We start from the raw sequence: 14,246 nt of genomic DNA on the forward strand, positions 1-14,246 counted from the left end.
TATCATTACACAAAAACATAACTTCATATTTCATTATTCTTTTTTCAAATCTTATTAACTCAATGTAAATACATACTTAATTGAAATAAGGTAAGTATGAAATAAGAAAAAGAGGACAGTTATCAGCAATATTACTAGTTACAATTTTGTTGTTAATTTAAAGGTGATGTAAGTCACTAAATCTGTTATACTCTGCATCAATTTAGAGAAAAGTCGCTTGTAGTAGGCGGCTTTTTTAATGCTTGATATATTCATAAATTTTGGAACAGTACATTGATTTCAACAGCTAATATCACAATGCAGTTTGGCGATAAGCCATTGTTTGAAAACATCTCAGTAAAATTTGGTGGCGGCAACCGTTACGGCCTAATCGGCGCGAATGGTTGTGGTAAATCGACATTCATGAAAATCTTGGGTGGCGAGCTAGAGCAGTCTGCAGGTACTGTTTCACTTGATCCTAATGAGCGTATGGCTAAATTAGGTCAGGATCAATTTGCATTCGAAAACTACAGCGTAGTAGACACTGTGATCATGGGTCACAAAGAGCTATGGACGATTAAAGAAGAGCGCGATCGCATCTATTCAATGGCTGAAATGTCAGAAGAAGACGGCATGCGTGTTGCGGATCTAGAAGTAGAATTTGCAGAAATGGATGGCTACTCAGCAGAAGCGCGTGCAGGTGAATTACTACTTGGTCTTGGTATTCCAGAAGATCAGCACTTCGGCCTAATGAGTGCTGTTGCTCCGGGTCTTAAAGTTCGTGTGCTTCTTGCACAGGTATTGTTTGCTAACCCAGACATCATGCTACTTGACGAACCAACGAACAACTTGGACATTCACACCATTGCATGGCTTGAGCAGATCCTACTAGCGCGTAACTGCACTATGATCATCATCTCGCACGACCGTCACTTCTTAAACAGCGTATGTACACACATGGCTGACTTAGATTACGGTGAGCTTCGTCTATTCCCTGGTAACTACGACGAATACATGATGGCTGCAGAGCAAGCTCGTGAGCAGTTACATGCAGATAATGCGAAGAAGAAAGCACAAATGGCTGAACTACAAACGTTCGTAAGCCGCTTCTCTGCTAACGCATCTAAAGCGAAACAAGCAACGTCTCGTCAAAAGCAATTGGATAAAATCCAATTAACAGAAGTAAAAGCTTCTAGCCGTCAAACACCATTCATTCGTTTCGATCAGGAAAAAGAACTGTTCCGTAACGCATTAGAAGTAGAAGGTTTGAAACAAGGTTATGGCGAAAACATCCTAATCAACGGTGTTAACTTACTGGTAGAAGTCGGTGAGCGCATCGCGATTATCGGTGAGAACGGTATCGGTAAATCAACATTCCTAAACACGCTAGCGGGCCAAATGGAGCCAATGGCGGGTATGGTTAAGTGGTCTGAAAACAATAATATTGGTTTCTACGCACAGGATCACAGTGCTGATTTCGCAGAAGATATTACATTGCTTGAGTGGATGAGCCAGTGGAAAAAGCCAGGTGATGACGAGCAAACTGTTCGTGGTATCCTAGGTCGTATGCTGTTCTCACAAAACGACATTAAGAAATCAGTTAAAGTGATTTCGGGTGGTGAGCAAGGTCGTATGTTGTTTGGTAAGTTAATCATGCAACGTCCTAACATCCTACTAATGGATGAACCAACAAACCACATGGACATGGAATCTATTGAAGCACTTAACCTTGCGTTAGAGAACTTCAAAGGTACATTAATGTTCGTATCTCACGATCGCCAGTTTGTAACATCCGTTGCAACACGTATTCTTGAGATCACTAAAGACGGCGTAGAAGACTTCCACGGTACTTACGATGAGTACATCGCGAAGAAAGGTCTTGTTGGTTAAGTTTTTACTTAATAAAACAGGCTAAGCCAAAAAGTTAATTGAAAGCCGCCTTTAGATAGGGCGGCTTTTTTACAAATAAAGCTTACGTGTTTTATGGCACGTAGAGAAAGAATGAAAGGATTATCTATGAAAATTTGGGTAGATGCTGATGCATGTCCAAACGTTGTAAAAGAGATTCTATTTCGCGCTGCTGATCGCGCAAAAGTGAACGTAACGCTGGTGGCTAACCAATACATTCGCACGCCACCTTCACCGTTTTTACGTTCGATTCAAGTAGAGCAAGGCTTTGATGTTGCGGATAATTATATTGTGCAACAAGCCGAAGAAGGGGACTTGGTGATTACCGCTGATATCCCATTGGCAGACGAACTTATCACCAAAGGCGCACATGCATTAAACCCTCGTGGCGAAATGTACACTAAAGACACTATTAAGCAGCGCTTACAAATGCGTGACTTTATGGAAACCATGCGCAGTAGTGGGGTACAAACAGGTGGCCCAGCACCACTTAGCCAAGCGGATCGCCAAAACTTCGCTAACAAACTGGATGCGTTTTTAGCCAAGAATCACAAGCCATAATAATTGCTTAATATGGAGATGAACACCGTTTGTCTCCATCTTTCTTATCTCTATTTCCTTTCTTTTAGTACCTCCGTTATTCCTATTTCAATTTAGGCGAAATGCTTTTGTTTGCTGGTAATGAATTGCCTGTATATTTATCCAGTTATAATGGAAAGCGTAAATTTTGCAGATTAAGTCTCGTTTTTAATCAGAAAATTTTCTTAATTATCTCAGTAGGTGTTTTTAACCTATTGATATTAAATAGCCAGTTTTGCTGTTTGTGTTTTTAATCCGACGGACAAAATACCATTCTTACTTTTACCAAAGGAAATATATCGATTGAATGTGATTTTTTGCGATTAACACTATGAAACGTAGTGCTTTTATATAGTAAAATGTGGGTTATTTACAGTATTAATAAAGCGTAAAAGTAAGAATGCTTATTAATATACTGTTATGCTTACAAGGAAAATACAGTGAAACTTGAACAAAAAATTCCTCCTCTATTACTTACATTTTTATTTGCTGGCTTTATGAAGCTCATAAGCTTTATTACACCAAGCTTTAATTTAAACTTCCCATTTGCACTAGAACTATGCTTCTTATTTATTGTATTAGGTATTAGCTTTGCCCTCGCAGGTGTTTATTCGTTTAAAAAACACAAAACAACTGTTAACCCTGTAAGCACCGATAATGTATCAACCCTAGTTAATACTGGTATTTTTGGTTACACTCGAAATCCAATGTATGTCGGTATGTTTACTACTTTATTAGGGTACGCATTACTTTTGTCTAACCCTATAAACTTATTAATACTAATTATGTTTATTCTTTACATGAATAAATACCAAATAACACCAGAAGAAACCTTTTTAACATCTATTTTTGGTAATGAGTATGTTGCTTATAAAAATAACGTCAAACGATGGCTGTAATTGTAAGCATAACAAGCGCTTCAACGGGAAATTTACAGCTTGGCTCCCGTCGCTACGCTCCGTAATTATAGCCAAGCCATAAATTCCCGTTAAGCGGGCGTTATAAATACGGGTAAGTTATTCATAATAAGGACATTCAATGAATCAGATTAATATCCAACACTTTAAACATCCTTATGCCGAATTTGTGCTTGGTTCATATGACGGTAAGCTTTGTCTTTGTGACTTTCGATATCGTAAAATGAGAAGTGCAGTTGATGACCGTATTAAGCGTAGCCTTAACGCTGAATTCGTAGAAAGAAACGACAATGTTTTAGAATCTACTAAAACGCAACTTGAAGAATACTTTCTTGGTGAGCGAAGTGTTTTCGATATTCCTTTATTACTGGTTGGTACGGATTTTCAAAAATCGGTTTGGGACGCATTAAATAAAGTAAAATACGGTGACATTGTAACGTATCAAGATTTAGCTATATCAATTGGTAATGAAAGCGCAGTGAGGGCGGTTGGCAATGCTAATGGTGCAAATGGATTGGCGATTATAATTCCTTGCCACAGGGTAATTGGCAGCAAAGGTGAGCTTGTTGGTTATGGTGGCGGTTTGTCATTGAAAAAACGTCTTTTAAAATTAGAGCAGAATCTCTTCATCTAAGTCTAAATAGTATTTATAACAGATAAGGATATGTGTCGCGAAGCCGACACCTCTCCGAAGTGTTGGATAAGCCTAAGCCTCCTTATATAAGTAAATATTGGAAATATCATGAAGGGTGATGACAAAAAGCAGTCGAGCGTTATCCTTGGTGTGAACCAATAATATTAATACCCTGATTTATAATAAAATCCTCTTTAATTCTGAAGCGTGAATGCCATTATCCTTATTATTTAACATCGGTTATCTGGGTCGAAATATTCCCGTTAATTGCATGACATGTTGGCAGCAGGGGCAAAAGGGTTGGGCTTTTATACGTACCGTTTTATTCGGTGAGGGCAACGTCAGTTACCCTGCTAACATGAACATAAATTGGATGGCTTGAAGCTGTGTTTTATCATCACCACAAGCCGCAATAATGCCTAAACATGGAGATGAACCCTTCTTTGTCGCCACCTCTCTTATCTCCATTTCCTTTCTTTGCGAGCTTCAGATAATCCTATTTCAATAAGGCGAGATGCTTTTGTTTTCTGCTAATGAAGCAACCTGTTTATTTACCCAGTTATAATGGAAATCGTAAATTTTGACGCTTAGGGTTCGTTTTAAATAAGAAAAAATGCTTAATTATCTCAGCTTCTATTTATAAAGCATTGATATATATGATGCTTTATTCATAGCTGTGTTTTTAATCAGACAGGTTAAAAACAGTTCTTACTTTTATCATGAGTAATTAATCAATTGAGAGTGTTTTTTTGCGACCAAGGTAATGAAAATAAATGTTTTTATTTATTAGAATGTTGAATATTTGCTGTATTAATAAAGCGTAAAAGTAAAAATACTTATTAATATGCTGTTAGCTTTTACTTTAAAATCAACTAGGGATGCAGAATTATGAAAAGAAATTTGTATGCAGTGTTTGTTTTTTTTGGTTTATTAAGCGGTTGTTCAACCACTCTTAAGCCCACGACTGTAGGGTCCACAACAGGTGAATTCAAAACAAACCATAAGATTTCATATGGAGGAGTAAAGCTTAATGAAGACTATAAAGAAGAATACTCTAAACTTGTCTTCATAAAAACTGACGAAAAATCTAAAAAATATAATGAGTTTTTTCTTAAATCCGTTGAAAATACAAAGAAATTTGAAAAGGTTGTAGACGTAAAAGGTATGGAGATGATCGTTTTTGAAAAAGACCTAACTGATAAGGTTTCAAGTGTCTCTGATTTAATAGGTCTTCATAACTTGCAAAAACATATAGGTAACTTTCTTATTATTGAACCTTATGTCGAATGGAAAGGCGGTTATAACTACGTTGCTAGCATTAAGGCGATCGATGCAAAATCTGCAAAGGAAGTCCTTCACTTGGAGAACAGTGCTTTTAATTGGGATGGCCTTGATCAGCCACTATTCTTCCCTTTGTTTAATGGTTTAATACAATGGGTAGAAGGAAGAGAAATCAACCAAGAAAATAAAAAAACGAAGAAGAAAAGTTAGAAGGACGGCTCTTAAAAGCTAACAAGTTGCTTAAACGGAAAAATAATAGTTGGCCTTCGCTTCACATTTTAGCCAGCTATTTTATTGCCGCTTAGCAAGGTGTTATGTACTTTTACGGAAAATTAGATATTTATGGATGAAAATACTGAAAATTGGCGTCAGTACTACGAAAAGGCACTGTCTCGCCCACATTCAAAACGTACTGAATTTGCTGTCAGACTTAATGAATCAAACCTCAAAGTAGCCACTGACTGTGGTTGTGGAACCGGCAGTGATATCGATTATCTATCGGGTCAAAATTACAAAGTGTTTGGGTTTGACGTTAATCCTGATTCAATAACTATTTGTAATGATAGATTTGGTTCAAATCCACAAATTAACATTGAGCAATCTTCGTTTGAATCGTTTCGGTACCCAAAATCGGGGGTAGTAATTGCAAATAACAGTTTGTTTTTTGCAGTCCCAACTGTGTTTTCGACGACTTGGCATAACATTGAATCCTCATTAGTTGTCGGTGGGGTATTTGCTGGCGACTTTATGGGTTATAAAGATAGTTGGGCTTCAGGTTTTCGCGTTCCAACTTCACCTTTCACAGAATCAGAGATTCGAGCAATGCTAACTAATTTTGACATAGTTAGTTGGTCTGAACGAGATGAAGTAGGTCAAACAACAATAGGTGCAACGAAACATTGGCACATATATTCAGTGGTCGCCGTGAAACGTAAATAACAGATAAGGATATGTGTCGCGTAGCCGACACCTATCCGAAGTGTTGGACAAGCCCAAGCCACCTTATATAAGTAAATATTGGAAATAGCATGAAGGGTGATGACAAAAAGAAGTCGAGCGTTATCCTTGGTGTGAACCAATCATTTTAATACTATGATTTATAATAAAATCCTCTTTAATTCTGAAGCGTTAAAGCCATTATCCTTATTATTTAACGTCGGTTATCTGGGGCGAAATATCCCCGTTAATTGCATGACATGTTGGCAGCAGGGGCAAAAGGGTTGGGCTTTTATACGTACCGTTTTATTCGGTGAGGGCAACGTCAGTTACCCTGCTAACATGAACATAAATTGGATGGCTTGAAGCTGTGTCTTATCATCACCACAAGCCGCAATAATGCCTAAACATGGAGATGAACCCTTCTTTGTCGCCACCTCTCTTATCTCCATTTCCTTTCTTTGCGAGTTTCAGATAATCCTATTTCAATGAAGCGAAATGCTTTTTTACTGGCCATGAAATAACCTGTTTATTTGTCCAGTTATAATGCAAATCGTAAATTTTTCCGATTAAGTCTCGTTTTTAATCAGAAAATTTTCTTAATTATCTCAGCTTCTATTTATAAGGTATTGATATATATGATGTAATATTCATAGCTGTGTTTTTAATCCGACGGACAAAATACCGTTCTTACTTTTACCAACGTAAACATATCGGGTAGATGCTAATTTTTGCGACTAAGGTAATGAAAATAAATGTTTTTATTTATTAGAATGTTGAATATTTGCTGTATTAATAAAGCGTAAAAGTAAGAATGCTTATTAATATACTGTTAAATTGGCACAGTCGAAAAGTATGTAGGCTGTTAGTCTCATAAAGGATAATTAGTGATGAATTGTAGTCAGTTGTTTTACAGTATAGATGAAAGTATAGAAACCCTTCATCAACGAACTAAACTTTCAGATATCGTATTGTCGAAAGGCATAAATAAGAAAGATGAAGTAATTGAATTTTTGAAAGCAGAACTCAGTGCTGCATTTAAATGCAAAGTAGAGTTTTGGTTGCAAGGCTCTTATAAAAGTAGCACGTTAATTAAGCCTGTAGATAAGTATTCCTCTTATGATATTGATATTGGAGTTTACCTACTATTTGACGCGGAGGAGGAGGAGATTGATGCTCAAGATGTTAAGGCTACATTAAAGGATGCATTAGAATCTTATTGTCAGATAAATGACGAGGCTAAACTACAAAAATCAAAGAATGCGTGTGAAGGTCTTACATTTTCGTCATTTTTAACTCTCGATACACCTATTTATTATAAATCTGATCTTGAAACAAAGCTTGCTACAGATAAAGGATGGATTGATAGCGATCCTAGAGCAATTCAAGAATGGCTTACGAATTACTATACAAATAGTGGTGACCGAGCGTTGATGAAGCGATTGGTACGTTATTTTAAAGCGTGGGTAAATGTTAAATGGCAAGGTACAGAGTTCAAAAAAATTCCATCGTTGGCCATAAATGTGCTTGTAGCTCAACATATGCAAAAGTATGAGAATGAAGATGACAGCTTTATACATACAGTTTTAAGTATATGTGAAGAGTTGGAGTCTACTTTCATCGTTAGTAATCCACTTAATGGAAATAATATTTTAACAATGCCAGAAGATGCTGAAGCATTTGCGCATCAAAAATTAGACCATTTAAAGAAGGTTTGTTTAAATTGCTCCGATTCAACTGAATTGGAACGATCTGTCGAATTTTCCAATCTATTTCAACATTATTTCCCTCAAGTCGAGCTTGATCCATCTTCTGGTAGTATAAATCTTCCTGCAGTTACAACAGTTCCTGAAATTTCTATCTGCCGATATGATAAAAATGGAAAACACGTAGAAACTATAGTTACTAATAGCGTAACTGTGAAAAAAGGTGATTCGCTGACATTCACGATTTGTAACCATAGTGATTTTAATTCATTTGCCGATGCGCACTGGACTGTTAGGAACGTTGGTAAGCAGGCAACTGATGCTAATGATATCGGTCATAAAGTGTCAGGTCGAACAAACGAGAGTCATAAGAGAGATACTACGTACACAGGTGCTCATACGATGGAATGTATGATTACTTATAATGGTTCGGTAATTGGCATTCAAACCATTAATGTAGAAGTTAAGCCTGCCACAACATTGAGAAGAAAAAGAGTATTTAAGGGTGGGAGACGCTAATTATGTGGGACTTATTACCATCAAAGTTAAAGTATGGATTGCCTACAGCAATTGCTATCATCTTGTATTTGGCTTTTAACCAATATCTTGAGCAGCCAATGCTAAGGTCAATATCTTATACAATTACAGCAATAACCATATTGTCATGGTTTGTTGGTAAATACCTGTGGAAGTATGTATATATCGACTACTTTAAGAATAATTTTTGTCCTGACTTTAACGGCAAATGGACTGGAAGGATTCAATCTAATTTTAATGGAGGAACAGTTGTTGAGTTTCCAGTTACAATTGAAGCAGATTTCTTTTCGATAAAAATGAAAGGTCAAACAACAATAGGTAGAAGTTACGCTAACTACTGTAAAGTAATTAGAACTGAAGATGACGGTTTTGAGCTCGAATATATGTTTAAAGGGGTAAATGATACTCCTTCTGAAACCGATACAATTTTTTACGAAGGTGCGGCTAGGCTGCATGTTACCGATGTCCCAACTATGAAAATGAAAGGCGTATTTTGGACAAATCGTTGCTGGCAAAATGGCAAAAATACAGCCGGGATAGTTGAATTTACAAAAGTTGAATAGCCGTATATGTGCCATTTAACAAATAAGGATATGTGTCGCGAAGCCGACACCTATCCGAAGTGTTGGACAAGCCTAAGCTACTTTATATAAGTAAATATTGGAAATATCATGAAGGGGGATGCCAAAAAGAAGTCGAGCGTTATCCTTGGTGTAAACCAGTAATTTTAATACACTGATTTATAATAAAAACCTCTTTTGTTCTGCAGCGTGAAAGCCATTATCCTTATTATTGAACGTCGGTTATTTGTGTCGAAATATTCCCGTTAATTGCATGACATATTGGCAGCAGGGGCAAAAGGATTGGGCTTTTATACGTGCCGTTTTATTCGGAGTGGGCCACGTAAGTTGTTCTGCTAACATGAACATAAATTGGATAGCTTTAAGCTGTTTCTTTTCATTACCCCGCAGCAAAGCATAATCACGTAGCCGACGAAATCCTTTCGGTAATATATACTGCAATATCCATATTTAATAACTTTGAAGCACATGCCTAAAGACCTAAAGAAAAGCTGTAAGTCATTGCGATCAATTTTCCGGTACTCCATGAGTGTGTTTTGATCTGTTGTGTAGAATGTTGTTTAAGATCTTCGGTAGTTAATTTGTCTAGTGATTTATCCAGTTGATGGATAATGCGACGTAGAGCACGAGTATAAGCATCAATCATAGCGGGGCGTTTACCTTGCAAGGTGAGATGGGTAAGGTGTTGTTCATAAAAATAATCTGAACGATGTTGCTATGCTTTGTTCATGATAAATATTCCTTTTTTAAAGGTATATTTACCGTAGTCGAGCTTATGGGCTTTCACTCTGCCGCGAAGCGGCCTCGTTCAACAAGCACTTCAAACGGAACAAAAACAGTTAGTTAGGTTCCGCTTCGCTTCACATTTTAACCAACTATTTTTGTCCGCTTAAGTGGGCGTTATACACTAGAGAGGATCCCGTAAGTGGATTTGGAACAACACATTAAGGAAACATGCGAACATCTCGAAAAAACAGTTTCGTTGATGGGCTGTAAGCTTTGCAAGAAACTTAGCTACATCGAGACTTTGGAAGATGTCCTAATAGTATTGTTGAATGAAAATGATAAAGGTGCAGTTTCAGGCGCTAGGTATTTAATTGGCGTTTATCTCGGTGAGATTGTATTAAATCAAACTGGTGGTGAGTGGTTCAAGAGTGAAGTAAATAACCATTTAGCACTTCGTATAAATAACCAACAGTCGTTTCCAATTGAAGCAGTTGAAGATTTTATTCAGCAACCAGTCAAGGGAAAACTTCAGATCTTTGCGAAAGGGTTAACAGTTGTGCATTGTGTATAACAGATAAGGATATGTGTTGCGAAGCCGACACCTATCCGAAGTGTTGGACAAGCCCAAGCCACCTTATATAAGTAAATATTGGAAATAGCATGAAGGGAAATGCCAAAAAGAAGTCGAGCGTTATCCTTGGTGTGAACCAATAATATTAATACCCTGATTTATAATAAAATTCTCTTTAATTATGAAGCGTTAAAGCCATTATCCTTATTATTTAACGTCGGTTATCTGGGTCGAAATATCCCCGTTAATTGCATGACATGTTGGCAGCAGGGGCAAAAGGGTTGGGCTTTTATACGTACCGTTTTATTCGGTGAGGGCCACGCCAGTTGCCCGGTTAACATGAACATAAATTGGATCGCTTTAAGCTGCTTTTTATCATCACCAAAAGCCCAATAATGCCTAAACATGGAGATGAAACCCTACTTTGTCGCCATCTCTCTTATCTCTATTTCCTTTCTTTGCGAGTTTCAGATAATCCTATTTCAATGAGGCGAAATGCTTTTGTTTGCTGGTAATGAGACTACCTGTGTTTTTACCCAGTCATAATGCAAATCGTAAATTTTGCCGATTAAGTCTCGTTTTTAATCAGAAAATTTTCTTAATTACCTCAGTAGGTGCTTTTAACTTATTGATATTAAATAACTAGCTTTACTGTTTGTGTATTTAATCCGATGGACAAAATACCGTTCTTACTTTTACCAACGTAAATATATCGGGTATATGCTAATTTTTGCGACTAAGGCAATAAAAATAAATGTTTTTATTTATTAGAATGTTGAATATTTGCTGTATTAATAAAGCGTAAAAGTAAGAATGCTTATTAATATACTGTTATAAACCACAAGAAGTATCAATGTAGTATGGAAAATAAACAAGAAAATAAGAAAGAAGCTGGGTGTCTAGGCTATGTTATTGGTGGGATGTCATTTATTCCATTAATTGGTGTTTTATTCGGAATAGTTGCCATTATATGGGGCTTTGCAATAAAGCATACAAAGCTAAAAGTTGTTGGTGCATGCGGTATTGCATTTACTGTAATTCTTTATAGTTCGTTGGGTTACTTTGGCTTTGTACAAGAGGGAGGCGTTTATGATGATTTACGCAGTGAACTGACTAAAACACAATTAACAAGTGCTGTACAAGCAATAGAGTTTTATAAAGTGCAAAATGGACAGTACCCTGAGTCATTAGAAGTGTTGCAAAAGTCCTTACCAGAGAACTCTATGGTTTTTCTTCATGATGCAGCGCAAGTAAACACAGAAGGGAAGCTTTACTATTACATGCTAATTAATGAAAGCTCATACCATATTCGCTCTTATGGTCGTGATGGCGTACTAAACACCTCTGATGATATTTTGCCTTCACCAATAAAGAATGTAGGCTTAGTTGCAGACTATAAAGTTGCAAGTGGTTTATAACAAGCGCTTGAACCAAAGGACGCAAAACAGCAGGCTTGCGCTCCTTCGTCTCTAATTTTAGCCTGCTATTTTGCGCCGGTTAAGCGGGCGTTATATTCTATGAGGGCATAGTGAAAAAGTTCCTATTGATAATAATAAATTGTTGTTTGATCGTCAGTTGTAACTCAACTGGCAATTCGACTGGAAAAGAACCTGACAAATTTGCTCAAATAGCCATAGAAAAAGCTGAAAACGGAGACCATGCCGCTCAGTATTTTTTGGCTTCTTATTATGCTGACGGTAAGCGTGGCCTCCCTAAAGACAAAAATAAAGCAATTTATTGGTATCAAAAATCAGCAACTGGCGGAAACTCAAGGTCACAAAATAACCTAGCTGTAATTTTTGAAAAATCAAAAAATTTGGAAGAAGCCGTATATTGGTATAAGAAAGCTGTTTCAAATAATAATAAAGTTGCAATGATCAATTTAGGTACGTTGTATATGAAGGGGCAAGGGGTTAACAAAGATCAAAAAAAGGGGTATGAGCTACTCTTGCGTTCCGCAAAATTAAAAGAAGGAAAAGCACAAAGAATGTTAGCATCAAGCTATCATTATGGATATGGAACCAAGTTAGACTATAACGAAGCGTATGCTTGGTACATGACCGCTAAAAGCAATGGAGTAAATGTAGAAAAATTCTTAAAGAGTTTACCTAAAATTGGTAAGGGGTTTGAGTTATCCAAAGCCGAATTACTAAGTGAGAAATACAAAAACCTTTACGGAGGGGCTTTGTAAAAATATAACAAATAAGGATATGTGTCGCGAAGCCGACACCTATCCGAAGTGTTGGACAAGCCCAAGTCACCTTATATAAGTAAATATTGGAAATATCATGAAGGGTGATGCCAAAAAGAAGTCGAGCGTTATCCTTGGTGTAAACCAGTAATTTTAATACACTGATTTATAATAAAATCCTCTTTAATTCTGAAGCGTGCAAGCCATTATCCTTATTATTGAACGTCGGTTATTTGTGTCGAAATATTCCCGTTAATTGCATGACATGTTGGCAGTAGGGGCAAAAGGGTTGGGCTTTTATAGGTGCCGTATTATTCGGTGAGGACAACATCAGTTGCCCGGCTAACATGAACATAAATTGGATCGCTTTAAGCTGTTTCTTACTATGACCCCGCAGCAAACCATAATCACGTACCCGACGAAATCCTTTCGGTAATATATACTGCAATATCCATCTCTAATAACGTTGAAGCACATGCCTAAAGAAAAGTTGTAAGTCATTGCGATCAATTTTCACGGTACTCCATGAATGTGTTTTGATCAGTTGTGTAAAATACCGCTTCAAATCGTCGGTAGTTAAATTGTTGCCGATTTATCCAGTTGATGTGTGATGTGACGTAGTGCACGACTATAAGCATCAATAGTAGCGGGACGTTTACCTTGCAAGGTGAGATGGGTAAGATGTTGTTCATAAAGATAATCTGGACGATGTTGCTGCGCTTTGTTCATGATAAATACTCATTTTGGAAAGGTGTATTTACCGTAGTTGAGCTTATGGTTTTTCACTTTGCCGCGCAGCAGCTTCGTTCAACAAGGGCTGAAAGGGACTGATAGTACTGGATCAATTTTTAGTCTTTTTAAATTGTGGTGTTTAAGGTGGTTGTTTCGTACGAGTAGTGCGTTTTTAGCCCCTAAAGCTGACGTTTTAGGAGGAAAGATGATTCCAACAGGAATGGAAGTTGTAAAAGAAAGAGAAAGACTCGTTATTTCTAAAGAGGCATCTATTGAAGCTTATAAGGCTTTTACCTGGAGTGATTATTACCCTCAGCAGTGGAAGAGTAAAATCGAAGAAGGGAAAGGTTCTGCTGGGTTTAATTTTTCAGCTTTTTTACTTACGTACAGGTGGTGTTTCTTTAGAAAATTGAACAAGCTTGGGTTAATCCTCTTTATTGTTGAAAGTCTAATTCTTGCTGCTGGTTTGATATCTATCAGAACATATCAGTTCGAACCGATTGTCGCTATATTCGCGGTTACAGCGGGAATTTTCACTATGATGATTTTTACAGGATTCTACGCTAATAGTGCTTATTTTAATCATGCACGAAAGCAGGTAGAAAGCTATATAAACTCTCGAATACCTGAAATACACTTTGGAGAAGCATTACGTAGTGACGGTGGAACAAGTATTGGAAATGTTCTTATCTTTATAGCTCTGAATGGGTTTATAACGTCATTACCAAAACTTGGTTTGGTGTAATCTCCTATAACAAATAATGATATGTGTCGCGCAGACGACACCTATCCGAAGGGTTGGACAAGCCCAAGCCACCTTATATAAGTAAATATTGGAAATATCATGAAGGGGGATGCCCAAAAGAAGTCGAGCGTTATCCTTTGTGTGACTAAATATTTTTAAAGCTTTGATTTATAATTCTATTATCTTTAATAAGGCAGCAATAAAGAATCCTAATTGCTGCTTT

At 37.0% G+C, this 14,246-nt stretch carries 13 protein-coding genes and 2 pseudogenes; 12 read left to right on the forward strand and 3 right to left on the reverse strand.

Features of this window, described 5'->3' with window-relative positions; all coding sequences use genetic code 11:
- The first annotated feature begins 273 nt into the window (after positions 1-273).
- From C9J42_RS06895 to C9J42_RS06940, 8 genes are all read left to right on the forward strand, one after another.
- On the forward strand, positions 274-1,869 hold the full coding sequence (locus C9J42_RS06895; protein WP_105060337.1) for an ABC-F family ATPase: 1,596 nt from the start codon (positions 274-276) through the stop codon (positions 1,867-1,869).
- Positions 1,870-1,995: 126 nt separating this feature from the next.
- Positions 1,996-2,448, forward strand: coding sequence for a YaiI/YqxD family protein (locus tag C9J42_RS06900; RefSeq protein ID WP_107261532.1), 453 nt, complete (start codon positions 1,996-1,998; stop codon positions 2,446-2,448).
- 458 nt (positions 2,449-2,906) lie between these two features.
- Positions 2,907-3,365, forward strand: a complete 459-nt coding sequence (locus C9J42_RS06905; RefSeq protein ID WP_233217597.1) for an isoprenylcysteine carboxylmethyltransferase family protein — start codon at positions 2,907-2,909, stop codon at positions 3,363-3,365.
- Between the two features lie 139 nt (positions 3,366-3,504).
- Positions 3,505-4,017 (forward strand): methylated-DNA--[protein]-cysteine S-methyltransferase, encoded by a 513-nt coding sequence (locus C9J42_RS06910; protein ID WP_107247676.1) that lies wholly within the window; start codon positions 3,505-3,507, stop codon positions 4,015-4,017.
- Positions 4,018-4,905: 888 nt separating this feature from the next.
- Positions 4,906-5,508, forward strand: a complete 603-nt coding sequence (locus C9J42_RS06920; protein WP_107245287.1) for a hypothetical protein — start codon at positions 4,906-4,908, stop codon at positions 5,506-5,508.
- Between the two features lie 132 nt (positions 5,509-5,640).
- Positions 5,641-6,237 (forward strand): bifunctional 2-polyprenyl-6-hydroxyphenol methylase/3-demethylubiquinol 3-O-methyltransferase UbiG, encoded by a 597-nt coding sequence (locus tag C9J42_RS06925; RefSeq protein WP_107208492.1) that lies wholly within the window; start codon positions 5,641-5,643, stop codon positions 6,235-6,237.
- A gap of 887 nt (positions 6,238-7,124) precedes the next feature.
- Positions 7,125-8,459 (forward strand): cyclic GMP-AMP synthase DncV-like nucleotidyltransferase, encoded by a 1,335-nt coding sequence (locus C9J42_RS06935; protein ID WP_107301822.1) that lies wholly within the window; start codon positions 7,125-7,127, stop codon positions 8,457-8,459.
- Between the two features lie 2 nt (positions 8,460-8,461).
- The gene (locus C9J42_RS06940; protein ID WP_107301823.1) at positions 8,462-9,040 is read left to right on the forward strand and encodes a hypothetical protein; all 579 of its coding nucleotides are present in this window, start codon (positions 8,462-8,464) and stop codon (positions 9,038-9,040) included.
- A 497-nt stretch (positions 9,041-9,537) separates the two neighbouring features.
- Here the strand turns inward: C9J42_RS06940 and C9J42_RS06945 are convergent.
- Positions 9,538-9,767, reverse strand: a pseudogene (locus C9J42_RS06945) (phage integrase N-terminal SAM-like domain-containing protein); the annotation flags it as partial.
- Positions 9,768-9,983: 216 nt separating this feature from the next.
- On the opposite strand from C9J42_RS06945, the gene C9J42_RS06950 reads away from it, so the two are divergent.
- Entirely contained in the window at positions 9,984-10,355 is a 372-nt protein-coding gene (locus tag C9J42_RS06950; protein ID WP_107301824.1) for a hypothetical protein, read from the forward strand.
- Between the two features lie 221 nt (positions 10,356-10,576).
- On the opposite strand, the gene C9J42_RS06955 is transcribed toward C9J42_RS06950, so the two are convergent.
- Positions 10,577-10,762: a hypothetical protein gene (locus C9J42_RS06955; protein ID WP_233220732.1), complete on the reverse strand. Its 186-nt coding sequence runs from the start codon at positions 10,760-10,762 to the stop codon at positions 10,577-10,579.
- 453 nt (positions 10,763-11,215) lie between these two features.
- Between C9J42_RS06955 and C9J42_RS06960 the strand changes: the two genes are divergently transcribed.
- Positions 11,216-11,773, forward strand: a complete 558-nt coding sequence (locus tag C9J42_RS06960; RefSeq protein ID WP_107208491.1) for a type II secretion system protein GspG — start codon at positions 11,216-11,218, stop codon at positions 11,771-11,773.
- 110 nt (positions 11,774-11,883) lie between these two features.
- Positions 11,884-12,546 (forward strand): tetratricopeptide repeat protein, encoded by a 663-nt coding sequence (locus C9J42_RS06965; RefSeq protein WP_107208490.1) that lies wholly within the window; start codon positions 11,884-11,886, stop codon positions 12,544-12,546.
- Between the two features lie 463 nt (positions 12,547-13,009).
- Here C9J42_RS06965 and C9J42_RS06975 read toward each other — a convergent pair.
- A pseudogene (locus C9J42_RS06975) lies at positions 13,010-13,275 on the reverse strand (site-specific integrase); the annotation flags it as partial.
- Positions 13,276-13,483: 208 nt separating this feature from the next.
- Here C9J42_RS06975 and C9J42_RS06980 point away from each other — a divergent pair.
- Positions 13,484-14,023: a DUF2628 domain-containing protein gene (locus C9J42_RS06980; RefSeq protein ID WP_107301825.1), complete on the forward strand. Its 540-nt coding sequence runs from the start codon at positions 13,484-13,486 to the stop codon at positions 14,021-14,023.
- Positions 14,024-14,246: the final 223 nt, after the last annotated feature.

It is taken from the genome of Photobacterium sp. GB-56 (assembly GCF_003026105.1).
GTDB lineage: Bacteria > Pseudomonadota > Gammaproteobacteria > Enterobacterales > Vibrionaceae > Photobacterium.